General features: G+C 69.6%; 26 protein-coding genes. 12 read left to right on the forward strand and 14 right to left on the reverse strand.

Features of this window, described 5'->3' with window-relative positions; translation table 11 throughout:
- Positions 1–18 precede the first annotated feature (18 nt).
- Positions 19–900 carry a formyltetrahydrofolate deformylase gene (gene purU, locus KO481_RS04385; RefSeq protein ID WP_215915572.1) on the reverse strand — a complete coding sequence of 294 codons (882 nt, stop codon included), beginning with the start codon at positions 898–900 and terminating at the stop codon, positions 19–21.
- A gap of 55 nt (positions 901–955) precedes the next feature.
- Positions 956–1,507 (reverse strand): GNAT family N-acetyltransferase, encoded by a 552-nt coding sequence (locus KO481_RS04390; RefSeq protein ID WP_215915573.1) that lies wholly within the window; start codon positions 1,505–1,507, stop codon positions 956–958.
- 140 nt (positions 1,508–1,647) lie between these two features.
- On the opposite strand from KO481_RS04390, the gene deoC reads away from it, so the two are divergent.
- Positions 1,648–2,310, forward strand: coding sequence for a deoxyribose-phosphate aldolase (gene deoC / locus KO481_RS04395; RefSeq protein WP_215915574.1), 663 nt, complete (start codon positions 1,648–1,650; stop codon positions 2,308–2,310).
- 8 nt (positions 2,311–2,318) lie between these two features.
- On the opposite strand, the gene KO481_RS04400 is transcribed toward deoC, so the two are convergent.
- The gene (locus tag KO481_RS04400) at positions 2,319–3,056 is read right to left on the reverse strand and encodes an LmeA family phospholipid-binding protein (protein ID WP_245400260.1); all 738 of its coding nucleotides are present in this window, start codon (positions 3,054–3,056) and stop codon (positions 2,319–2,321) included.
- A gap of 151 nt (positions 3,057–3,207) precedes the next feature.
- On the opposite strand from KO481_RS04400, the gene KO481_RS04405 reads away from it, so the two are divergent.
- Positions 3,208–3,885, forward strand: a complete 678-nt coding sequence (locus KO481_RS04405; RefSeq protein ID WP_245400261.1) for a type IV toxin-antitoxin system AbiEi family antitoxin — start codon at positions 3,208–3,210, stop codon at positions 3,883–3,885.
- An 81-nt stretch (positions 3,886–3,966) separates the two neighbouring features.
- On the opposite strand, the gene KO481_RS04410 is transcribed toward KO481_RS04405, so the two are convergent.
- From KO481_RS04410 to KO481_RS04420, 3 genes are read right to left on the reverse strand one after another with little or no spacing between them, the layout of a single operon-like run.
- Positions 3,967–4,761, reverse strand: a complete 795-nt coding sequence (locus tag KO481_RS04410; RefSeq protein WP_215915575.1) for a class I SAM-dependent methyltransferase — start codon at positions 4,759–4,761, stop codon at positions 3,967–3,969.
- 27 nt (positions 4,762–4,788) lie between these two features.
- Positions 4,789–5,319, reverse strand: a complete 531-nt coding sequence (locus KO481_RS04415; protein WP_215915576.1) for a DUF2505 domain-containing protein — start codon at positions 5,317–5,319, stop codon at positions 4,789–4,791.
- A 20-nt stretch (positions 5,320–5,339) separates the two neighbouring features.
- Positions 5,340–5,828, reverse strand: coding sequence for a DUF2505 domain-containing protein (locus tag KO481_RS04420; RefSeq protein ID WP_215915577.1), 489 nt, complete (start codon positions 5,826–5,828; stop codon positions 5,340–5,342).
- A gap of 86 nt (positions 5,829–5,914) precedes the next feature.
- Between KO481_RS04420 and KO481_RS04425 the strand changes: the two genes are divergently transcribed.
- Both KO481_RS04425 and KO481_RS04430 read left to right on the forward strand, forming a co-directional pair.
- Entirely contained in the window at positions 5,915–6,979 is a 1,065-nt protein-coding gene (locus tag KO481_RS04425) for a UDP-N-acetylmuramate dehydrogenase (protein WP_215915952.1), read from the forward strand.
- A gap of 121 nt (positions 6,980–7,100) precedes the next feature.
- Positions 7,101–8,294 (forward strand): L,D-transpeptidase, encoded by a 1,194-nt coding sequence (locus tag KO481_RS04430; RefSeq protein WP_215915953.1) that lies wholly within the window; start codon positions 7,101–7,103, stop codon positions 8,292–8,294.
- A 22-nt stretch (positions 8,295–8,316) separates the two neighbouring features.
- Here the strand turns inward: KO481_RS04430 and msrA are convergent, their stop codons facing one another.
- The 4 genes from msrA to KO481_RS04450 form a co-directional block, all read right to left on the reverse strand.
- A complete protein-coding gene (gene msrA, locus KO481_RS04435; protein WP_215915578.1) occupies positions 8,317–8,829 on the reverse strand; it encodes a peptide-methionine (S)-S-oxide reductase MsrA in 513 nt (170 codons plus the stop codon).
- Between the two features lie 258 nt (positions 8,830–9,087).
- Positions 9,088–9,927, reverse strand: a complete 840-nt coding sequence (locus tag KO481_RS04440; RefSeq protein WP_215915579.1) for an NAD(P)H-binding protein — start codon at positions 9,925–9,927, stop codon at positions 9,088–9,090.
- Between the two features lie 141 nt (positions 9,928–10,068).
- Positions 10,069–10,803, reverse strand: a complete 735-nt coding sequence (locus KO481_RS04445) for an SDR family NAD(P)-dependent oxidoreductase (protein WP_215915580.1) — start codon at positions 10,801–10,803, stop codon at positions 10,069–10,071.
- Between the two features lie 76 nt (positions 10,804–10,879).
- Positions 10,880–11,509 (reverse strand): hypothetical protein, encoded by a 630-nt coding sequence (locus tag KO481_RS04450; RefSeq protein ID WP_215915581.1) that lies wholly within the window; start codon positions 11,507–11,509, stop codon positions 10,880–10,882.
- A 125-nt stretch (positions 11,510–11,634) separates the two neighbouring features.
- Between KO481_RS04450 and KO481_RS04455 the strand changes: the two genes are divergently transcribed.
- Positions 11,635–12,165 (forward strand): RNA polymerase sigma factor, encoded by a 531-nt coding sequence (locus KO481_RS04455; protein ID WP_215915582.1) that lies wholly within the window; start codon positions 11,635–11,637, stop codon positions 12,163–12,165.
- Positions 12,162–12,644: an SRPBCC family protein gene (locus KO481_RS04460; protein WP_215915583.1), complete on the forward strand. Its 483-nt coding sequence runs from the start codon at positions 12,162–12,164 to the stop codon at positions 12,642–12,644. The genes KO481_RS04455 and KO481_RS04460 overlap by 4 nt, the downstream gene beginning before the upstream one ends.
- Positions 12,645–12,690: 46 nt before the next feature.
- On the opposite strand, the gene KO481_RS04465 is transcribed toward KO481_RS04460, so the two are convergent.
- Both KO481_RS04465 and KO481_RS04470 read right to left on the reverse strand, forming a co-directional pair.
- On the reverse strand, positions 12,691–12,969 hold the full coding sequence (locus KO481_RS04465; protein ID WP_215915584.1) for a hypothetical protein: 279 nt from the start codon (positions 12,967–12,969) through the stop codon (positions 12,691–12,693).
- 393 nt (positions 12,970–13,362) lie between these two features.
- Positions 13,363–13,836: an RrF2 family transcriptional regulator gene (locus tag KO481_RS04470; RefSeq protein WP_215915585.1), complete on the reverse strand. Its 474-nt coding sequence runs from the start codon at positions 13,834–13,836 to the stop codon at positions 13,363–13,365.
- Between the two features lie 77 nt (positions 13,837–13,913).
- Between KO481_RS04470 and KO481_RS04475 the strand changes: the two genes are divergently transcribed.
- Positions 13,914–14,369 (forward strand): carboxymuconolactone decarboxylase family protein, encoded by a 456-nt coding sequence (locus KO481_RS04475; protein WP_215915586.1) that lies wholly within the window; start codon positions 13,914–13,916, stop codon positions 14,367–14,369.
- A 6-nt stretch (positions 14,370–14,375) separates the two neighbouring features.
- Here KO481_RS04475 and KO481_RS04480 read toward each other — a convergent pair whose 3' ends face one another.
- On the reverse strand, positions 14,376–14,771 hold the full coding sequence (locus KO481_RS04480; RefSeq protein WP_215915587.1) for a DUF2510 domain-containing protein: 396 nt from the start codon (positions 14,769–14,771) through the stop codon (positions 14,376–14,378).
- A gap of 143 nt (positions 14,772–14,914) precedes the next feature.
- Here KO481_RS04480 and KO481_RS04485 point away from each other — a divergent pair, with 143 nt between their 5' ends.
- Complete coding sequence (locus tag KO481_RS04485) at positions 14,915–15,739, forward strand: alpha/beta fold hydrolase (RefSeq protein WP_215915588.1); 825 nt, start codon at positions 14,915–14,917, stop codon at positions 15,737–15,739.
- Positions 15,740–15,843: 104 nt separating this feature from the next.
- On the forward strand, positions 15,844–16,398 hold the full coding sequence (locus KO481_RS04490; protein WP_215915589.1) for a Uma2 family endonuclease: 555 nt from the start codon (positions 15,844–15,846) through the stop codon (positions 16,396–16,398).
- Between the two features lie 15 nt (positions 16,399–16,413).
- On the opposite strand, the gene KO481_RS04495 is transcribed toward KO481_RS04490, so the two are convergent.
- Positions 16,414–17,013 (reverse strand): Uma2 family endonuclease, encoded by a 600-nt coding sequence (locus KO481_RS04495; RefSeq protein WP_245400262.1) that lies wholly within the window; start codon positions 17,011–17,013, stop codon positions 16,414–16,416.
- Between the two features lie 125 nt (positions 17,014–17,138).
- Here KO481_RS04495 and mshA point away from each other — a divergent pair, with 125 nt between their 5' ends.
- The 3 genes from mshA (at position 17,139) to KO481_RS04510 (ending at position 19,910) form a co-directional block, all read left to right on the forward strand.
- Positions 17,139–18,491: a D-inositol-3-phosphate glycosyltransferase gene (gene mshA, locus KO481_RS04500; RefSeq protein WP_215915591.1), complete on the forward strand. Its 1,353-nt coding sequence runs from the start codon at positions 17,139–17,141 to the stop codon at positions 18,489–18,491.
- The gene (locus KO481_RS04505; protein WP_215915954.1) at positions 18,491–18,982 is read left to right on the forward strand and encodes a type III secretion system chaperone family protein; all 492 of its coding nucleotides are present in this window, start codon (positions 18,491–18,493) and stop codon (positions 18,980–18,982) included. The genes mshA and KO481_RS04505 overlap by 1 nt, the downstream gene beginning before the upstream one ends.
- Before the next feature lie 256 nt (positions 18,983–19,238).
- The gene (locus KO481_RS04510; RefSeq protein ID WP_215915592.1) at positions 19,239–19,910 is read left to right on the forward strand and encodes a nitroreductase family protein; all 672 of its coding nucleotides are present in this window, start codon (positions 19,239–19,241) and stop codon (positions 19,908–19,910) included.
- The last annotated feature ends 280 nt before the right edge of the window (positions 19,911–20,190 follow it).

The following is a 20,190-nucleotide window of genomic DNA, read 5'->3' on the forward strand; positions in this document are numbered from 1 at the left end:
GCTGTGTCCTTCTGGCGCTTACGAGAACACCACCGTGCGGCGGCCGTGCACCAGGACCCGGCCCTCGAGGTGCCAGCGCAGCCCGCGGGCCAGCACGACGCGCTCGATGTCGCGGCCCTGGCGGACCATGTCGCGGACCTCGTCGCCGTGGTCGATGCGGATGACGTCCTGCTCGATGATCGGTCCCGCGTCCAACTCGGCGGTCACGTAGTGGCAGGTGGCGCCGATCAGCTTCACGCCCCGGGCGAACGCCTGGTGATACGGGCGGGCGCCGACGAACGAGGGCAGGAAGCTGTGGTGGATGTTGATCACCCGGCCCGACCAGTGGCCGCACAGCTCGGGGGGCATCACCTGCATGAATCGGGCCAGCACCACTGCATCCGGGTCGTGGGCATCAACCAGTTCGCGCACCTGCTCGAAGGCCGGGCCGCGCTCGGCGGGATCCTTCGGGAACGGCACGTGGTGGAACGGCACCCCGTGTGCCCGGGTCATCTCGCCCAGGTCCGGGTGGTTGCTGATCACCGCCTCGATCGTCGCGGGCAGCTCGCCGGAGGCGGCGCGGCCCAGCAGGTCGTGCAGGCAGTGACCGTCCCGGCTGACCAGCAGCACCGCGCGGCGCCGGGCACCGGAATCGAGCAGCTGCCATTCGGTCTCGGGTCCCAGCTCCGCGGCCACCTCGGCGAACCGGGCGCGCAACTCGTCCAGGCCGAACGGAACCGTCGAGGCCGTGATCGCCTGCCGGGTGAAGAACCAGCCGGAGTCGATGTCGGAGTGGTACCCGGCCTCCATGATCGAACCCCCGAAGCCCGCGATGAACGAGGTGATCCGGGCGATGATGCCCGGACGGTCCGGACATCCCAGGGTCAGCACGAATCGCCGGTCATCGGAAGCAACATTCATGCCGGACATCCTCCCAGGTGGCGGCGCTGCCGGTCCGAGGGGATGGGGACAATCGTCAGACGCCGTAGAACGGCTCGCAGTAGCGGAACCCGCCGGTCATGCCGGGCTCGTAGGCGGTCAGCGTGCGGACCTGGAAGTGGGAAGCCCAGGAGGGCTCGTCGGGGACGATGCCGAGGCGCGTGCCGGGGACGAATCCGAAACGGGGATAGTACTCGAGGCTGCCGAGCAGGCCGACCAGCGGCTCGTCGAGGGCGTCGGCGGCGCCGAGCGCGGCGTGCATCAGGGCCGCACCGACGCCGGCACCCTGCCGCTCGGGCAGCACGCCGATCGGGCCCAGGGCCAGCACCGGAAACGGGCCCACACCCGCGCGGGTGAGGCACACGTGCCCGACCACGCGCTCGTGGTCCTGCGCCACCAGCGACAGCGTCGGCATCCAGCCGGAATCGCTGCGCAGCCGATGGACCAGCGCGACCTCGGGCGGATCGGCCGAGGCGTCCGGGACCTCCGGCCGCGGGTCGGTGCCGTTCGCGTATTCGAGGGCGAAGGCGGCCCGATGGACCGCGTCGATCGCGGGGATGTCGCCGGGCCGTTCACGGCGGATCAGCACGGTGGCACACCTTCCGGGGAGGCTGCGGCTCGAGGTAAGGACACGGCCGTCATACCGACCACAACGAGTGTGCGGGACGAGCCGACGACGACGCAACGACATTCGGTCCGGGCACCGCCGGTGTGCCACACTCTGTGCTCATGGCTGACGTGCTCACCCGTGCGGACGTGGCGGCGATGATCGACCACACCCTCCTGGCACCGACCGCGACCCCGGACGAGGTCGCCGCGACCATCGCCGAGGCCCGCGAACTGGGCGTCTTCGCGGTGTGCCTGTCGCCCTCGATGCTTCCGGTCCGCGCGCCCGGACTGGTGGTGGCCACCGTGGCCGGATTCCCGTCGGGAAAGCATCACTCGCTGGTCAAGGGCAGCGAGGCACGGCTGGCCGTGGATCAGGGCGCGGCCGAGGTCGACATGGTCATCGATGTCGGCGCGGCGCTGGCCGGGGACTACAACGCCGTGCTGTCCGACATCGTCACCGTGCGCGAGGCGATCGGGGATCGGGCGCTGCTGAAGGTGATCATCGAGGCGGCGGCCCTGACCGACGAGGCGATCGTCGAGGCCTGCCGCGCCGCCGAGCGCGCCGGGGCCGATTTCGTCAAGACCTCCACGGGATTTCACCCCGCCGGCGGCGCGAGCGTGCACGCCGTGCGGCTCATGGCGCAGACCGTCGGCGGGCGCCTGGGCGTCAAGGCCAGCGGCGGCATCCGGACCGCGGAGGCCGCGGCGGAGCTGATCGGTGCGGGCGCAACCCGGCTCGGCCTCTCGGGCTCTCGCGCTGTGCTGCAAGGCTTTCCGGAGTAGTCGCTGGCTCAGCAGGTGGTCGGGACCGGGGCGTTGGGGTCGCCCTGCAGGGTGACCGCGCCGCCGGAGAGCTTCACGTCGATGCCGGTGTTGGTGATGCTCAGCTGCGTCGGGCGCATGTTCAGGGGGTAGCTCTGCAGGCCCTGGGACATCGTCTTGACGATGCCGGAGACCAGATCGGTGGGAACCCCGAAACCGAGCACGGCCGCGTTGGCGGCGTCGACCTGGATCTGGTTGCCCACGATGTGCGGCCGCAGCTGCAGATCGGCCAGGCCGCCGAGCACCTTCACATCCAGCGTGCCCGCGGCCGGATTCGACTGCACGCCCGAGACCGGCCCGCCGAGGGTCTGCGCGATGCCGTCGTCGCTCCAGACCACATCGGCGCTGGAACTGCCGACGGTGGCGTTGGCGCCGTGCTGGGTGATGTTGTTGAGTGTGGCGTGCACCTTCATGCCGACGGCGGGACCGAACTGCGCGTCGTCGCTGTCGACGGTGAGCGATCCGACGTTGTGATCGAGGCCGGTGATCAGCAACGGCTTCCAGCCGAAGTGCACGGAAACCTTGGAGCCCAAGCTTTGGTGGAGCTGGGTGGCAATGCAGTCCGAATAGTGTTTGCGCGCCCAGGATTCCAGCCCGGCCGCGGTACCCGCGATGGCCAGGACGATGACGAGTCCGACGATCAGCACGATCCGGCGCGCCCGCCCGCGCCGCGGCGCCGCTCCGATCCTGGTGTCTGGCATGGTCATGGCACCGATTCTTCCCGAACTTTCTGAGCTCGCTCTGTGGGATGGATGAAGATCCCGGCCGAAAGTGCGCCGGAATGACGTGCCTGGGATATATCGCCCCCAATGCTCGATTGTGGCATACCGCACATTTTCCCGGCGTAGCCTGAATCGCATGTCCAGGGAAGCGCGTGCCGCCGGCGACGGTGGCGGCGGCATGCGTAACCGTGGCGGGCCGCGGGCGCGGCGCCGATCGGATCCCGGCGGCCGGGAACGGGATCCAGAGCAATTGTGGTCGGTGCTGCGCGGGATCGCGGCGCGGCACGCCGGGTATTTCACCACCCGCGCGGTGGTCCGCGCGGAATGCGAGGATCTGATTCGCGGGGCGCTCGCCGATGGCACGGTGACCCGGGCCGGGGTGGGGCTCATGCGCCTGGCCGACTGGCCGGTGGGCCCGCTGGACGAGTACGCGATGTGGTCGGCGTGGTTCGACGGCGCGGCCGCGGTCTCGCATCACAGCGCGGCAGAACTGCACGGGCTGGGCCGGTTGCGGCCGCGATTCGTGCACATGTCCGCGAGTATCGGGCGGTTGCCCAGCGCGCCGGGACTGGTGGTGGTGCGGCGGGCGCTGCGCCGCGAGGAGGTCGAATCGGCTGGGGCCTTCCTGGTCACGACGCCGGTGCGGACCGTGCTGGACCTGGCCGAATCGGGTATCGGGCAGATCGCGCTGGACGAGGTGGTCGCCGACGCGGTCGCCATCCGGCGCTGCGCGGGCGAGGCGATCCGCGTCGCGGCGGATTCGATGCCGTTCCATGTCGCGGCCCGGGTGCGCCGGTCGCTTGCCCGCGCCTGATCCCGCCGCGCTCTCGGCGCTGTTCCAGAGGCGGGTTATCGCAGCTGGACGCGAGGGGTCAAATGCTGGAGCGATGGGCTCTCAGGATCCGTTGGGGGACACGACATTCCAGGGGACCGACAGGACGCAGTCGCGCATCCGGCGTCGATAACGATGGACCGGGAAACCGTTCTCGCGCAACAATTTCACCGCCTCTCGCCAGCGCACCCGCGGGCCGTACGGTGCCAGCGGGGCGGCGTGCGCCCAGGCGCGGTCGGCGGCGGTGAGCAGTGCGTGGATGGGTTCGCCGGGAATGTTGCGGTGTATCAACACCTTCGGCAGGCGTTCGGCGACGTCGGAGGGGCGGTCGACGGTGAACGGATCCCAGGCCAGCGTGAGCGAGCGCGGACCTGAACGATCCAGCAGCACCCAGGCGCAGCGGCGGCCCAGCTCGTCGCAGGTGCCCTCGATCAGCAGTCCGTCGGGCGCGAGGCCGCCCAGGATCGTCGACCACGACTGTGCCACAGCGTCTTGCGGGTACTGCCGCAGCACGTTGAACGCGCGCACCAGCACCGGGCGCAGTCCCGCGAGTTCGAAGCCACCGCGTGCGAACCGCACCCCGTCCCGGCCGGGTACGACACGGTCGGGATCGATCTCCAGCCCGACCACCCGCACGTCGGGGCGCACCCGCCGCAGCCGCGTCGCCAGTTCCAGCGTCGTTACCGGACTGGCGCCGTAACCCAGGTCGACGACCAGCGGATCCGGGCTTTCCCGCAGCCGCGTGCAGACCAGCTCGTCGTGCATCAGCCAGCGGTCGCTGCGCCGCAACCGGTTGATCCCGGTGGTCCCGCGGGTGATCGCGCCGACCGGTCTACCGGTGCCACTGAGCTTACCCACCCCGTCGGCTCCGCAAGCTCCGCCTCCTCACCGTCCCCGAAGGTCGGCCGGGTTCTGCTCGTCCAGCCATTGCTTGGTGAATTCGGCCTCGGCGCGCAGCAGATCGATGAAGTTGATGAGGATCAGTTGTTCCAGCCGCGGGCCCAGCAGCGGCATGGACACCTTGGCCGTCGGGGAGGAGCGCAGCGTACAGCCGGTCTCGGTGGGGAACAGGTGCAGCTTGCCGCTCATCGTGCCGGTGGGCCCGGTCGGGATGGTGGCCGACATCTCGCCGACGACCTCGGGGCCGTATGGGCCGTACTTCTCGGTGCGGGTGATGACCATGTCCCTGCGCATCACCGTCTGGGCCAGGTCCGGCAGCAGGTGACGCGGCACCACGTGCTCGAGCTCCACCGCGATGCCGTTGTCGCCGGCCTCCAGCGCGACCACCTCGTTGGGGGAGTACTCGCGCATCTTCGCCATCCGCGCGTCCCAGTAGGCGCGGTCCGACAGCGCCGAGTACACCTCCTTGGTGGTGTGCAGCGGGTAGCGGGCGGAGTAGTGGAGTCGGCGGGCCATGGGCGTAGGTTACTGGCCGTTCAGTGGTTTGCGATCCAGGTGCCGGTGAATTCCGCCTCATTTGTGAGGAGTTCCTGCAATCTCTCGGCAACCGCCTTCTCGATCTTCTTGCCGAAGAGCGGGATGGTGACCTCGACGCTGCCGTCCATCACCACCTGGGAGTGTGTTTGGTCACCTGTCAGGGTGACCGTGCCCTGCGCGGTGGCGGGAGCGTCCTGCACGTGGGCCTCGAAGACGCCGGACAGGCCGTTGTAGGTCTCGGTGCGCGGGATGATCAGGCCGCCGGGACGCACCGAGGTGATCGCGGCGGGCAGCTCCTCGGCCGGAATGGTGTGCACGGTCGAGATCCGCAGCTGGTTCTCGCCGATCTTCTCGAACGACTCCAGGCGCGCACCCGGACCGCCGACCTCGGCGATGCGAGCCTTCCAATACTGCTCATCCGCCAGCGCCGCACGGAGGGCGTCGGTCGAATATGCGTAGTTGGCGGTGAACGCGAGGGGTGTGGCCATGGTCGAACAGGCTACCGTTTGTGGCTGTGCGTACTTCTGAGGTGGTGCCGGGCGAGGGCGGCGAGCGCACGCTCGCCGCGGCCGAACTGCTGGCCGCAACCGGTGCGCGGGTGCGGAATTCGGTCCCGCTGGCCGGGCTGACGACGTTGCGGGTGGGTGGCCCGGCGACCGTCGCCGAGTGCGCGAGCACCGAGTCTCTGGTGGCGACCGTGCGCGCGCTGGATGCCGCCGGGGTGCCGGTGCTGCTGCTGGCGGGCGGATCGAACCTGCTGATCGCCGACTCCGGATTCGACGGGGTCGTGGTGAGGATCACTACCGGCGCGGTCGAGCTCGGTGCGGATCGGGTGCTGGCCGAGGCGGGTGCGGACTGGGACGCGGTGGTGGCTGCGACCGTCGCCGCCGGGCTGGGCGGGCTGGAATGCCTGTCGGGCATACCGGGTTCGGCGGGCGCGACGCCGGTGCAGAACGTCGGGGCCTACGGCGTGGAGGTGGCGCAGCTGCTGCGGCGGGTGCGGCTGCTGGACCGGGCGTCCGGTGAAATCCACTGGGCCACACCGGACGAACTCGGATTCGGTTATCGCACCTCCGCGCTCAAGCACACCGACCGGGCCGTCGTGCTGGCCGTGGAATTCACCCTGCACCCGGACGGGTCGAGCGCGCCCCTGAACTATCGCGAACTCGCCGCCACCCTCGATGCGGCCGAGGGGCAGACCCGTCCGGCCGCGCGGGTGCGCGAGGCGGTGCTGCGGCTGCGCGCCGGCAAGGGCATGGTGCTGGATCCCGAGGATCACGACACCTGGAGCGCGGGGTCCTTCTTCACGAACCCGGTCGTGCCCGCCGCACGGGTGGACGACGTGCGGTCGGCCATCGCCGCACAAGTGGGTGATGTCACAATCCCTACCTACCCGGCCGCCGAGGGGGTCAAGTTCTCCGCGGGCTGGCTGATCGAGAGGGCGGGATTCGGCAAGGGTTTCCCGGACCCGGACGCGCCCGCCCGGCTCTCGACAAAGCACACGCTGGCGCTGACGAATCGGGGCTCGGCCGGGGCCGCGGACCTGGTGGCGCTGGCCCGCACCGTGCGCGACGGCGTCGAGGAGCGATTCGGAATCCGCCTGGAACCCGAACCGGTGACGGTGGGCGTGACGATCTGACACCGCACTCTGCGAGTGGCGGCAACCACGGTCTTCGGCGGCCGGGGCGCCGCGGTCGCGCGGTACATTCGAGCTGGTGAGCATTCGAAGAGTCACCAGCCGCCGGGCCGCACTCGTCGGTATGGCTCAGCTGGCGGCCGCGGCGTTCGTGGCCGGATGTTCGAACGGCAGCGGCGGTGGCGGCGCGCCCGCGGCGGAGGGGCCGGTCGTGAAGGTCACCTTCGAGCCCGATGCGGGTAGCGCGGACGTCAACCCGATCACCCCGGTCTCGGTGCGGGTCGCGGACGGCACCATCGGCCAGGTCACGCTGACCAATGCCGCGGGCAAGCAGATCACCGGCACGCTCTCGGCGGACCGGACGAGTTTCCGGGTCACCGAGCCGCTCGGGTACGGCGCCAGCTACACCTGGGCAGGCACCGCGACCGGCACCGACAACAAGCCCGTCCCGATCGAGGGCACCTTCACCACGATCTCCCCGAAGAAGACCGTGCCCGCCACGATCAACATCGGCGACGGCCAGGAGGTCGGCATCGCCGCGCCGATCATCCTGCAGTTCAAGAGCCATGTGGCGAACAAGGCCGCCGCGGAGAAGGCGCTCACCGTCACCACGAATCCGCCCACCGAGGGCGGCTGGGCCTGGCTGCCGGACGACAACGGCTCGCGCGCGCACTGGCGCCCGAAGGAGTACTGGGCCCCCGGCACCACGGTCGATTTCGCGGCCGGGCTGTACGGGCTCGACCTGGGCGCGGGCGAGTACGGCGATTCGGATATGACCTCGTCGTTCAAGATCGGCCGCAGCCAGATCGTCAAGGGCGCCGCGGCCACCCATCGCGTGCAGGTGTATCGCGAGGGCACCGTGCTGTTCGACTTCCCGTGCAGCTACGGCGAGGGCAACGAGACGCGCAACGTGACGCGCTCGGGCATCCACGTGGTCACCGAGAAGTACGAGGACTTCACGATGTCGAATCCGCCCTTCTACACCAACGCTCGCGAGCGCTGGGCCGTACGCATCTCCAACAACGGCGAATTCATTCACGCCAACCCGATGTCGGCTGGCGCACAAGGCAATTCGAACGTCACCAACGGCTGCATCAACCTCAGCACCGAGAACGCGGAGGCCTACTTTCCCACCGCCTTGTACGGGGATCCGGTCGAGGTGACCGGCACCCGGATCGCGCTGTCGGCCGCCGACGGCGACATCTACGACTGGACCATCGACTGGGATACCTGGACAACGATGTCGGCGTTGCACGGCGAGCCGGCGCCCGTCGTCTCGGCGACGCCCCTACCGCCGGGCCCGCCCAGCGGGAACTGAGCCGGGTCCCGGCGGTGCCGCCTCAGGCGGTGGTCTGCCGCTTCGGCAGCTTCCAGCCCGGGCGGGGGAAGTGGCAGGTGTATCCGTCCGGATAGCGCTCGAGGTAGTCCTGGTGCTCGGGTTCGGCCTGCCAGAATTCGCTCGCCGGAGTCACCTCGGTGACGACCTTTCCCGGCCACAGGCGCGAGTCCTCGACGTCGAGGATGGTCTCGTTCGCGACGCGCTGCTGGTCGGCATCGAGGTAGAAGATGGCCGATCGGTAGCTGGTCCCGATGTCGTTGCCCTGGCGATCCTTGGTCGTCGGGTCGTGGATCTGGAAGAAGAACTCCAGCAGATCCCGGTAGCTCGTCACGGCGGGGTCGTAGACGATCTCCACGGCCTCGGCGTGACCGGGGTGATTGCGGTAGGTGGGACGGTCGTTGAGCCCACCGGTGTAGCCGACCCGTGTCGATACCACTCCCGGTTGTTTGCGGATCAGATCCTGCATTCCCCAGAAGCATCCACCGGCCAGGATCGCGGTCTTCGTCTCGGACATACCTCTCCTTCGTCGACGGTCTTCCACATCCAGTGAACACCCCTTCGGACCGGGAAAGTCCCCGCCTACCCTGACGTCATACTTCGGTCATCCCTGTCGAGGGGAACCGTCAGCCGGTCGAGCCGACATCCGGCCGCTCGGATCATGCATTGCCGGGTTGTTCCGTCCGTGACCGGCAGGGTGGCGTCGCCCGCGAATCGGCCCCGGAGTCGAGGTGGTTCGGCATTCGCGCCCGCACCACCTCGACGCAGCGGGAAGCTACGGGCGGAAGTCGTCCGCATGGTCGACGGCCCACTGGGCGAACGATTGCGCCGGACGTCCGGTCACCTTCGCGACGATGGTCGAAATCGGCGCCGGGACACCGTCGTTTGCGGCCCACATCCGAATCAAGTTGTCGGCCAGGAATTCCGGCAGCCGCGCGGCGAGATCTGCGCGCGCCTGCTCGGGCGTGACCGTCTCGATCCGGATCGGGCGCCCGGTGGCCTCGCCGATGAGCTCGAATTGCCGTTGCAGGGGCAGGGATTCGGATCCGTAGAGGGTGAAGGCCTGGTGCGACATGCCCGGTTCGGTGAGCGCGGTGACCGCGAGCGCGGCGATGTCCCGCTCCGGGACCGGGGCGGTGTGCGCGTCCGGATAGGGCAGGCGAACAACGCCTTCGGTGCGAATCTGCGCGCCCCACCACCACGGGATGTTGGTGGCGAAGATGCCCGGCCTGACAAAGGTCCAGTCCAGGCTCGAGCGTTCCAGGGCCAGCTCGACCGTCCGGTGCAGTCGGCCGATCGGGTTGTGCTCGGCGTCGGGGCCCACCACCGACACCGACGACAGCAGGGCCACGTGCCGGACCCCGGCGGATTCGGCGGCCTTCACGAAGTCCGCGCCGCCGTCGGGCGTCGCGTACAGGAACACGGTGTCGGCGCCGGCCAGCGCCTCGGGCAGCGTCTCGGGCCGCTCCAGGTCCGCCACGGCGACCTGCACCCCGGAACCGAAGTCCGCCTTCGGATCCCGGCTGACGGCCCGGACCTGCTCACCGGCCGCCAGCAGACCCGTGACGACGTGGCGGCCCACATTTCCGCGCGCGCCGAAGACAACAGCAACCATGATCGAGAACTCCTCACGAACTCGCACACCCAACGGGATGAACGGCACTGCGTTTGCGAGGTATTCCCGTGCGCGAGATTTCGCGCCTGTCCGCTGCGGGATCGGATGCTCGTCGAGTGGAATGCCCGGCGTGGTACGCGATCAGCTCCGGCGGGCGAAGCGGCCGGGCCCGGCCTGGTCGCGCGGCTTGACCACGATGGTGTCCAGGTCGACGTGCGGCGGGCGGCTCGCGACGAACCCGATGATCTCGGCGATGTCCTGCGCGACAAGCGGATCGATGCCCTCGTAGACTTTCGCGGCGCGCTCGGCGTCGCCGCCGAAGCGGACCAGCGAGAATTCGGTTTCGACCGCGCCGGGGGCGATTTCGGTGAGGCGGACCGGCTGTCCGAGCAGCTCGCCGCGCAGCGTCCGGTGCAGCACACCCTGCGCGTGCTTGGCCGAGGTGTAGCCCGCGCCGTTGTCGTAGGTCTCCATCGCGGCCACCGAGGTGACGGTGACGATCAGCCCGTCGCCCGACGCGATCAGCTTCGGCAGCAGCCCCCTGGTCACCCGCAGCGTGCCCAGCACATTGGTTTCCCACATCCAGCGCCAGTCGTCCAGGTCGGCCTCGGCCACCGGCGCCAGCCCCTTGGCCCCGCCGGCGTTGTTGATCAGCACCTCGGCGGATTCGATCGCATCGCAGAACGCGCGCACCGACTCCTCGTCGGTCACGTCCAGCGCCAGCGCGGTGCCGCCGATCTCCTGCGCCAGCTTCTCGAGCCGATCGACCCGCCGCGCCCCCACGACGACGTGATACCCCTGTTCGGCCAGTTCGCGGGCGGTGGCCTCGCCTATCCCCGAACTGGCCCCGGTCACGACGGCGGTACGAGTACTCATGCCTCCACCTCGCTGGCGCTCGGCTCCGGCACGAGCACTCTTGTGGCTGTGTTGTTTAACCGCTCGCTGCGCTCGCTCATGGGCGTAGCTTAGGTGCCCCGCTCCGCTCGGACGGCGCGTGGTCCGCGTCGCGGGCACGCCGCGCTCGGCCCGCGACCAGCGCGGGACGGGTTGCGATGGCGAGCATTCCGGCGGCCTGGGGGTAGACGAGGTAGTGCAGCGGTTGGGTCAGGGGCATGGACAGGGTCATGGAGGCGGCATAGCTCGCCAGGAGTGCGGCCGTCGCGGCCGCGGTGGGGCGCGAGCGTATGCCGGTGAGCAGGGCGATGGCGAGACCGGATTCGGCGATCGTCGCGGCGACCGCGAGAGGCAGGGCGAATCCGCCGGGCAGGAATGCGGTCACCTGACGCGTGTACGAGACGAAGTGCGCGAAGTCGCCCCATGCCACGCCCGGACTGCCGGGCCCGCCGAGCAGGCCGAAACGGTCGGCGAGCACGGCCAGGAACTCGAGACCGACCACGACTCGCACGGCGACGATCGGCCACCGCCGGTATCCGGACGCCGCCACCACCGTGAACAGAGTCAGGAGTACCAGTCCGAGCGCGTCGGTACCGGGCGAGCGATGCCACCACACGGCATTGGCGAGCGACCACGCCGCCTGACCGATGAGCGTGAGCAGGAACAGCGTGGATGTGTAACGCTTCATGCCCGGAAGGAGGGGCGGGCCGGCGGCGGCGTTCCACGGCGAGAAGTGACATGGATCTCGGGAACCTTCCGGACCGTCGGCCGCTCCTTCGATGTGTGCGATACCCATTGAACGAAGGGGCGCTGATGTCCGGACCACCCGAGGACCGGGATCCGCGCCGGATCGATCCGGATCGGCTGGCGGATCTGGTCCGGGCCGCGCAGCGGGGCGACATGCTGGCCGTCGACGAGCTGCTGACGGCGATCACGCCCTACGTGCGTGCGCTGTGCGGCCCGATCGCGCTCGATCTGGGCCCGGATGCGGTGCAGGAGACGCTGATTGCGGTCTTCGGCCACCTGCGCCGGCTGCGCGATCCGCGGGCGCTGTTCGGCTGGGTGCGCGTCATCGCGGTGCGGGAGGCGGTGAAGGTGGCGCGGAGCCGGCCGGTTGCCGCCGAGCTGCCGGAGCTGCCCGCCCCGGGCGATGTCGAGCTGGCCGTCGATGTGGCGGACGTGCTGCGCCGGCTCAGCCCGCAGCATCGCGCGATTCTGGTGCTGCGCGACCTGGAGGGGCTGGACGAGCAGCACGCCGCGCGGCTGCTCGATGTTCCGGTGGGAACGGTGAAGTCGCGACTGGCGCGGGCGCGCGCCAGCTTTCGGAGGGAGTGGCGGGCATGAGCGAGTCGATGCGGTGGCCGGTGGCCGACTTCGATCCCGTCCGGAGGCTGCGCGTGATCGCCGCGGCGGCGCCCGGCGGGCATCTGCACGAGGCGGTGCTCGACGCCGCGCCGGATCGGGTGTGGGCGGTGATGTCCGATCTGGAGGGTGAACTCCCGCGGTGGCTGTTCGCCGATATCGCCTCGGCGCGCTACCTTCCCGATCGCGCGGGCTCGGCCCGGCGGCTGCTGGTTCGCGGTCGTTCGGGGCTGCGGGCGCGCTTCACGGTGGTGCTGGAACCTGGATGGTGCCTGATGCAGAGCCGGTTCCTGCTGGGCGGCATGGCCGTGGTTCCCGAGGCCGCCGGCACGCGGGTCGCGGTGCTGGGCGGGTTCCGCGGCGCGCTGCGGCCGCTCGGTCCGGTTGCGCGGGCGTTCGCCGGACACAACGATGCCGCCGCGATCGGGCGTCTCACCGGCCGAATCGACTCGGCGACCTGATCAGCGGCGGCGGGTTAGTGGGCTCGCGGTGCGCGAGCCCACGGGGCTACGTGAGGTGGTAACCGGCGCCGAGCGCCGCGAGCGCGTCGTCGTTCGTCAGTCCACGGCGCTTGCACAGGCAGTGGCTGCCGTCGAGGACGAGTCCGAGGCCGTCGCAGGGATAGAAGCCGCGTGCGTCCAGAACCGCGAATCGGACCGCGTGATCGGCGTCCGGCAGGGGCGGGGAGAATTCGTACCAATTCGCCATCAGCGGGTGGCCGTCTTCGCCGTGCGGCACACCCGGCATCAGCCGCGCCCGGCCATCGGTTTCCTGAGCGATCATCATCAGTGCCTGTTCCTGTGTTATCTGTTCGAGATTGGCTCGCGTACCTATCGTCCACCAGAGTCTCGGGGGGACTGCCTGCACCGTTGGGAAGGTGCGTACCTGCCGTCCTCGACATAATGACAATCGGATCGTCCCGGGCGTGCGTTAGCAACATCTGCCGGTTCTTCCGAACATTGGGTAAACAGCTGGGTCGGCAAGTCCCGGTGGTGATCACGGGACGGGCGCCGGCATTGGAGCGATCGCGGACCTGTGCGTCCGAAGTTGAGAATTATTTGAGCCGGGCATCATCCGATGTTCATATTTCCGCCGGTCGATATCGGGTGCTGATGATCTTGTCGTGCAATCGATATCGAGCGTTCCCGGCGCTCGGTCGCGCGGATCTCGTGGATTCGGCTACGGCTGTCCCGTCAACTTCCGGCGGGTGCGGGGCGGGGTCGAGTCGGGCAGGGTGGCGAGGATGTCGGCGAGTGTGGTGGTGGTGAGGCTGGCGCGCCACGCCTCGTGCGCCTCGGCCATCTTGATCGCGAGAATGCACGGGGTGCGGCACATGTCGGTGGGCAGCGCGCCGCGACCCTGCTGCCGGATCTCCCGGCATTCGTAGGGCGCCGAGGCGCCGTCCACCGCCTCGACGATGTCCAGCAGCGTGATCTCCGCGGTGGGCCGGGCCAGCCGGAATCCGCCGCGCGGGCCCGTCGTCGCGGCCAGTACGCCGGCCCGTACGAGTGACTGCAACTGCTTGGCGAGGTAGGCCGCCGGGATGTCGAAGTACTGCGCGAGTTGCGCCGCGGACGCGGTCGCCCCCGGTTCGAGCTGCGCCAGCGTCGAGGCGCAGTGCAGCAGCCATTCGGTACTCGAGGGCAGCTTCATGTCCCGCATTCTATCTTGGATATTGCGGATCTATTTAGTCCGAGATAGCTTGGGGGAACCCGATGAGCGGAGGAACGATGCAGTCTCGCGTGATGATCAGCAAGCAGGATCCGGCCAGCTACCAGGCGCTGGTCGCGTTCTCGCAGGCCGCGGAGCAGGGTGCCGCGGCCGCGGGAATCGACCCGCTCCTGGTCGAGCTGGTGAAGCTGCGCACGTCGCAGATCAACGGATGCGCGTTCTGCCTCAGGATGCACACGCGCGACGCGCTGGCGAAGGGCGAGCAGCCCGATCGGATCGCGGTCCTGCCGGCCTGGGCCGAAACCGGCTACTTCTCGGCGGTCGAGCGGGCGGCGCTGCGGCTGACGGAGTCGATCACGCTGGTGGCGGACGGTCACGTCGGCGACGAGGACTACGCCGCCGCGGCCGCCGATCTCACCGAGCAGCAGATCGCGGCGATCGCGTGGCTGACCACCGTGATGAACGCGTTCAATCGGGTGGCCATCACCAGCCGCTACGAGGTCGCCCCGGCCTGATGCGGGTCAGCGGTTGAACAGGACGAACGGCGCCGCGACGACAGCGGCCGTGGCGATGGCCGCGGCGAACCACAGCGGCTCGCGGCGCCGGAACGCCTGAATCGACAGGGAGATCGGAACCAGCCCGAACACAACGAAATTCGAGTATTGGTCGACGACCAGGTACAGGGCGCAGACGATCAGCGCGACGAACGAGAGCGAGTTGCGCGCCCAGAGTTTCGCGGCGGCGGTCTCCCGGGCCGGGGCCGGGGTGACCCAGGGGGCGGGAATCGTCTCGGCGGGGATGACGTCGTCGGTCCAGCCATAGCCGTCCCAGCGGCGCTTGACCTGGGTGTCGGCGGGGTCGACGTACCAGCCCGGCGCCATGAACTGCTCGCGTGCGGTGTCCGGGGTGCTGCTCATTTCCGATGCCTCTTTCTCGTTGCTGATCTGCTCGTCTCGCACGGGATTTCGTGCCTCGCGAGGTAGTGAAGCCGCCCGTTCTTGGCAACTTCTTATGAACCGCTCGAGGCGGGGCCGCAACGGGCAGCGGCTAGCCTCGCGGTATGGCTATTCGGGAAGTGATCAGTGCGGACGGAACCGGCATCGTCTACCGGGTGAGCGGGCCGGACGGCGGGCGGCCGCTGGTGCTGCTGCACGGCTGGGCCGGGAACCTGCGGAACTGGGGTGTGGCCGCAGACGAGCTGGCGCGGCGATTCCGGGTGATCGCGGTGGATCTGCGCGGGCACGGATACTCCGATGCGCCCGAAACCGGATACGACGACCCGAAGAACTGGGCCGCCGACGTCGCGGCGGTGCTGGCCGGTGAGGGCATCGAGACCGGCGCGGTGCTGCTGGGCTGGTCGTACGGCGGCATCGTGCTCAGCGACTATCTCGCCGCCTACGGCACCGGCGCCGTCGCGGGCGCGATCTACTGCAGCTCCCAGGCCGGCATCGGCCGCGGCGTGCCCGGCTCGGAACCCGGCCCGGCCATGCAGCAGGCCATCCCGGACGTGTTCGAGGAGTCCGCGGGCAAGGCGATGCGCGGCTTCGCCGCGTTCGGCAATGCCAACACCGGCCACGCCCGCGACAAGGGCGCCGACGCCCAGCGCCTGTACGGCGGCAGCCTGTCCACCCCGCCCCGGGTTCGCAAGGCCCTGTTCTACCGCACCACCGACAACACCCCGATGCTCCGCACCCTGGATGTCCCGGTCCTGGTCCTGCACGGCACCGCCGACCCGGTCGTCCCGATCGCCAACGGCGAGTACATCGCCGAGGCCGCCCCCGACGTCCGCACCTCCTACTGGCCGGACTCCCAGCACGGCCTGTTCATCGAGGACCCGGCCCGCTTCGCCACCGAGGTCGCCGCCTTCATCGACACCCTCGACTGAACCCGCCGGTTCCCATCGCCGCCCCCTCCGATTCGTCGGCGGTAGCGGCTAACCTGACAACGCGGGGAGGCGTGACCGGGTCGGACGGAAGGTGGTGGAGGGTCGTGGCACATCTGATGGCCGCCTATGACGACGTGAATCACGAGGCGGCTCTCAAGTACGCGGTGCAGCACGTCGAGGGTCGCAGTGCTGAAGTCATCGAGGGGCGGATCGTACTGGTGTCACGGATGTGGGACCACGAGCGGATTATCGCGCGAATTCGGCGGCAGCTGGACGCGCGGGTCGATGAGCTCAACTGTCTGACGGGGTCCGGCAATCTGGATCTGCCGGGGTCCCCGAACTGGTACGTCCCGGATCTCGCGGTGATCCCCGAGGAACTCGCCGACGGTACGGGTGCGTTGGTGCCCGGCCAGACACTGCTGGTGGTCGAGGTGACCTTGGATTCCACAGCGGATAATGATCGCTCCGCCAAGCGCAAGCGGTACGCGCAATACGGCGCCCCGCTCTACCTGCTGGTGGATCGCCAGGACCGTACGTGGACGCTGTATGCGCACCCACACGATCTGGGATATGGAAAGACCGACGGCCCGTACCCGTTCGGCGATCCGATTTCACTCCCGGATCCTTTCGCGCTCACCATCGACACCACCGCATTCTGAACGCGTAGGAGCGGCTTACGGCTGTTCGAGTGTGTCGAACGGGATCGTCACCTCGATGGGGTCGTCGAGGAGCAGTACACGGCGGTGGACGGTGTGCACGAGGTAGCGGCGGCCGGACCAGTCCAGGCGGTACTCCTCGGTCTCCTCGATCCGCTCCTCTTTCTGATCGAGCCTGATGATCAGGTAGCGGGGAATTCCCGCGGCCGCGTATTGGATTCGCTTGTCGTTGATGTCGACGTCGATGGTCGAGTCGGAGGTGACCTCGACGATCAGGAGGATGTGTTTTAGGACCGTGTTGACCTCGCACGGTTCGCAATCCCGGATCCAGACGTCGGGGTAGCGGATGTTCAACCGGCGATCCGGGGCCGGGGATTCGGCGTCGGCGAACCGCGCGGCGACGTCGGAATCGACCACCATGCACGGACCTTCGGGACGGCGCGCGGCCTCGAACAGCCCTGCCAGCCGGCGGATCACCCGGCTGTGCAGTGGCTTCTGGGCCAGCATCCGCACGATGAGCCCATTGACGATCTCGATGTCACCGAGTTCGTCCGCCTTGCCGTCGGCGAATTCCTTCGCGGTCAGTCGCAGCTGCTGGCGCTCGCCGGGGCCGCTCATGCCGCCGATCATCGCAGAGCAGTGCCGACCGGGCCAACACCCGTGCGAACGGTGTTGTGACGGCTCTCACTTCGTGGTCCGGGTCGCATCGGTGGGGTGCGCGGCCCGTGCACACTGGAGGGGTGGTGAGTTCTCGTTCGGATGTCCGGCCCCATCGGATCGCGGTGGTATCGGTGCATACCTCGCCACTGGCGCAACCGGGCACCGGGGACGCGGGCGGCATGAACGTCTACGTGCTGCAGACCGCGATTCAGCTGGCTCGCCGCGGCGTCGAGGTGGAGATCTTCACCCGTGCCACCTCCTCCGCCGACGAGCCGGTGGTCGAGGCCGCGCCGGGCGTGCTCGTGCGGCACGTCGTCGCCGGGCCGTTCGAGGGCCTGGACAAGCACGAACTGCCGACTCAGCTGTGCCCGTTCGCGGCCGAGGTGCTGCGGCAGGAGGCCCGGCAGCTGCCCGGGTACTACGACCTCATCCACTCCCACTACTGGCTCTCGGGCCAGGTCGGCTGGCTCGCGCGTGACCGCTGGCGGGTGCCGCAGGTGCACACCGCGCACACCCTGGCCGCGGTCAAGAACGCCTACCTCGCCGAGGGCGACACCCCCGAGCCCGCCGCCCGCGAGATCGGCGAGAAGCAACTCGTCGACGAGGCCGACCGGCTCGTCGCCAACACCGGCGAGGAGGCCCGCCAGCTGGTCGAGCTCTACGGCGCCGATCCCGAACGCATCGACGTCGTGCTGCCCGGTGCCGATCTGGCGCGCTACCGTCCCGGCGATCGCGCCGCGGCCCGCGCCGAGCTGGGCATTGCCCCGCACGAGCAGGTCGTCGCGTTCGTCGGCCGGATCCAGCCGCTCAAGGCCCCCGACGTGCTGGTGCACGCCGCCGCGCAGGTGTTGCGCACCGAGCCGGACCGGGCGCTGCGGGTGCTGATCGTGGGTGGCCCGTCCGGCACCGGCCTGGACCGCCCCGACGCGCTCATCGAACTCGCCGCCTCCCTCGGCATCGCAGACCGGGTGACCTTCCTGCCCCCGCAGGCGCCCTCCCGGCTGGTGCAGGTGTACCGCGCCGCGGATGTGGTCGCGGTGCCCAGCTACAACGAATCGTTCGGCCTGGTCGCGATCGAGGCCCAGGCCAGCGGCACGCCGGTGCTCGCCGCACAGGTGGGCGGCCTGGGAACCGCTGTGCGCGACGGGGTTTCGGGCCTGCTGGTGCCCGGTCACCGCACCGACGAATGGGCCGCGTCGCTGCGCACGATGCTCGACGACCCGGCCCGCCTGCACGCGATGGGCCGCGCGGCGAGCGCGCACGCGGCCAACTTCTCCTGGGAACACACCGCCGAGGGCCTGCTGGACAGCTACTCCGAGGCGCTCGCGGGCCGCCTCGGCATGCGCTCGCGGCTGGCGGGTACGTTGCTCAGCGAGAGCAATCAGGCCAGGTCGCGGGCGCTGTGGCGGCGCCGGATGGGAGTGGTGCGCAGGTGATCGAGCAGACCGCACAGCTGATCGAGGAGACGCTGCGCGATCGGGAGGTCGAGTACACGCGCGAGGGCGAGAACACGTTCGTCGTGGTGCTGCCCGGCGAGCGCAAGCTGAAGACCACCGTCATGCTGACCGTCGGCAAGCACGGCGTGCGCCACGAATGCTTCGTCTGCCGCAAACCGGACGAGAACTTCGAGGGCGTCTACAAATTCCTGCTGCGCCGCAACCGCCGCCTCTACGGCGCGGCCTACACCCTGGACCGGGTCGGCGACATCTACCTGGTCGGCCGCATCGCGACCCACGCGGTCACGCCCGATGAGCTGGACACCGTCTTCGGCCAGATCCTCGAGGCCGTGGACGCGGACTTCAACGTCCTGCTCGAGCTCGGCTTCGCCGAATCCATTCGCCGCGAATGGAAGTGGAGAGTGTCCCGCGGCGAATCGCTGAAGAATCTGCGCGCCTTCGAGCATCTCGTCGAGGCCGAGGACTCCTGACCGGCTCGCTCACGCCGAGCAGTGCCGTGTCGACAGTTGACGTACGGGTGGTGAACTCGTATCAGCCGCTGCTGCCGAGCTGTGGATCTTCCTGTAGCGCTGCTGGACGAGCCGCCGCCGATCTCCCCGCTGACCCCGGACCGACCGCAGCTCCGGGTACCCGGATCCTGATCCACTCGGACGGCCGGTCGAGTGCGCGGCGGGGGACACCCGACCCGGCGGTGCGGGTCGCGGCGATCCGATCGACAATGGCCCGATGGAGCTGAGCGATGCGCTGCGGACGACGGGTGCGGTCCGCGAATTCACCGACGAGCCGGTCGCGGACCAGACGGTCTACGACATTCTCGAGACCGCCCGCTTCGCGCCCAGCGGCGGCAACCGCCAGGGCTGGCGGACGATCGTGGTCAAGGATCCGCAGGTGCGGCTGGCCCTGCGGGATCTGTACCTGAACGGCTGGGACGAATATCTGGCGCTGGGCAAGGCGGGCCTGGTGCCGTGGGCCCCGATCACCGATCGCGAGGCCGAGCAGGTCGCGTTGCGCGAGGCGGGCACCCTGCCGCGGGGCGATTTCGCCGAGCGGTTACACGAGGTGCCGGTGATGATCGCGGTCCTGGCCGACCTGCGCGCGCTCGCGGCGGTCGATCGGGATTTCGACCGGTACACCCTGGTCGGCGGCGCCTCGATCTACCCGTTCGTCTGGAGCGTGCTGCTCGCCGCGCGCGAACACGGCCTCGCCGGCGTGCCGACCACGATGCTCACCCGCAGCGAGCCCCAGGCCCGCGAGGTGCTGGGCGTGCCGGACACCCACGCGGTCGCGGGCTTGCTGATCCTGGGGCATCCTGTGCGCCGGCCCAAGCGCCTGCGCCGCGCCGAGGTCGAGGACTTCACGACTCTCGACCGTTTCGACGGGCCCGAATTCACCGCCTGAACGGCGCGGCGTCGGCACCGGAATCCCGGGGGCGACTGGTCTGTCGTATCCAGGAGGGCCACTGGTCTGCCATATCCCAGCGGCGACCGGTCTGGCGTTACCCGGGGCGACCGGTCTGCCGTAACTCGAGGGCGATCGGTCTGCCGTGCCCTGGCAGCGGACGGCGTGCCGCACCCTGTACGGCGAACCGATCGGGTTCCATCCGATACAAGCGTTCGACTCCTTCGAGGCGGATGGGCTACACGCTTGTCGCGTTGCGGTCCGTCTCGGCCGGCCGATC

The organism is Nocardia albiluteola (assembly GCF_018860155.1).
Taxonomy (GTDB): Bacteria; Actinomycetota; Actinomycetes; order Mycobacteriales; family Mycobacteriaceae; genus Nocardia; species Nocardia albiluteola.

Bases quoted from the DNA above. Each gene is read 5' to 3' on its own strand.
- KO481_RS04465 (WP_215915584.1), bottom strand. From the start codon at position 12,969: ATGATGATCGCTCAGGAAACCGATGGCCGGGCGCGGCTGATGCCGGGT.
- KO481_RS04495 (WP_245400262.1), bottom strand. From the start codon at position 17,013: ATGAGCGGCCCCGGCGAGCGCCAGCAGCTGCGACTGACCGCGAAGGAA.
- KO481_RS04470 (WP_215915585.1), bottom strand. From the start codon at position 13,836: ATGAAGCTGCCCTCGAGTACCGAATGGCTGCTGCACTGCGCCTCGACG.
- purU (WP_215915572.1), bottom strand. From the start codon at position 900: ATGAATGTTGCTTCCGATGACCGGCGATTCGTGCTGACCCTGGGATGT.
- KO481_RS04405 (WP_245400261.1), top strand. From the start codon at position 3,208: ATGTCCAGGGAAGCGCGTGCCGCCGGCGACGGTGGCGGCGGCATGCGT.
- KO481_RS04475 (WP_215915586.1), top strand. From the start codon at position 13,914: ATGCAGTCTCGCGTGATGATCAGCAAGCAGGATCCGGCCAGCTACCAG.
- KO481_RS04400 (WP_245400260.1), bottom strand. From the start codon at position 3,056: ATGACCATGCCAGACACCAGGATCGGAGCGGCGCCGCGGCGCGGGCGG.
- KO481_RS04415 (WP_215915576.1), bottom strand. From the start codon at position 5,319: ATGGCCCGCCGACTCCACTACTCCGCCCGCTACCCGCTGCACACCACC.
- KO481_RS04450 (WP_215915581.1), bottom strand. From the start codon at position 11,509: ATGAAGCGTTACACATCCACGCTGTTCCTGCTCACGCTCATCGGTCAG.
- KO481_RS04430 (WP_215915953.1), top strand. From the start codon at position 7,101: ATGGCTCAGCTGGCGGCCGCGGCGTTCGTGGCCGGATGTTCGAACGGC.
- deoC (WP_215915574.1), top strand. From the start codon at position 1,648: ATGGCTGACGTGCTCACCCGTGCGGACGTGGCGGCGATGATCGACCAC.
- msrA (WP_215915578.1), bottom strand. From the start codon at position 8,829: ATGTCCGAGACGAAGACCGCGATCCTGGCCGGTGGATGCTTCTGGGGA.
- KO481_RS04485 (WP_215915588.1), top strand. From the start codon at position 14,915: ATGGCTATTCGGGAAGTGATCAGTGCGGACGGAACCGGCATCGTCTAC.
- KO481_RS04460 (WP_215915583.1), top strand. From the start codon at position 12,162: ATGAGCGAGTCGATGCGGTGGCCGGTGGCCGACTTCGATCCCGTCCGG.
- KO481_RS04440 (WP_215915579.1), bottom strand. From the start codon at position 9,927: ATGGTTGCTGTTGTCTTCGGCGCGCGCGGAAATGTGGGCCGCCACGTC.
- KO481_RS04455 (WP_215915582.1), top strand. From the start codon at position 11,635: ATGTCCGGACCACCCGAGGACCGGGATCCGCGCCGGATCGATCCGGAT.
- KO481_RS04420 (WP_215915577.1), bottom strand. From the start codon at position 5,828: ATGGCCACACCCCTCGCGTTCACCGCCAACTACGCATATTCGACCGAC.
- KO481_RS04480 (WP_215915587.1), bottom strand. From the start codon at position 14,771: ATGAGCAGCACCCCGGACACCGCACGCGAGCAGTTCATGGCGCCGGGC.
- KO481_RS04445 (WP_215915580.1), bottom strand. From the start codon at position 10,803: ATGAGTACTCGTACCGCCGTCGTGACCGGGGCCAGTTCGGGGATAGGC.
- KO481_RS04510 (WP_215915592.1), top strand. From the start codon at position 19,239: ATGGAGCTGAGCGATGCGCTGCGGACGACGGGTGCGGTCCGCGAATTC.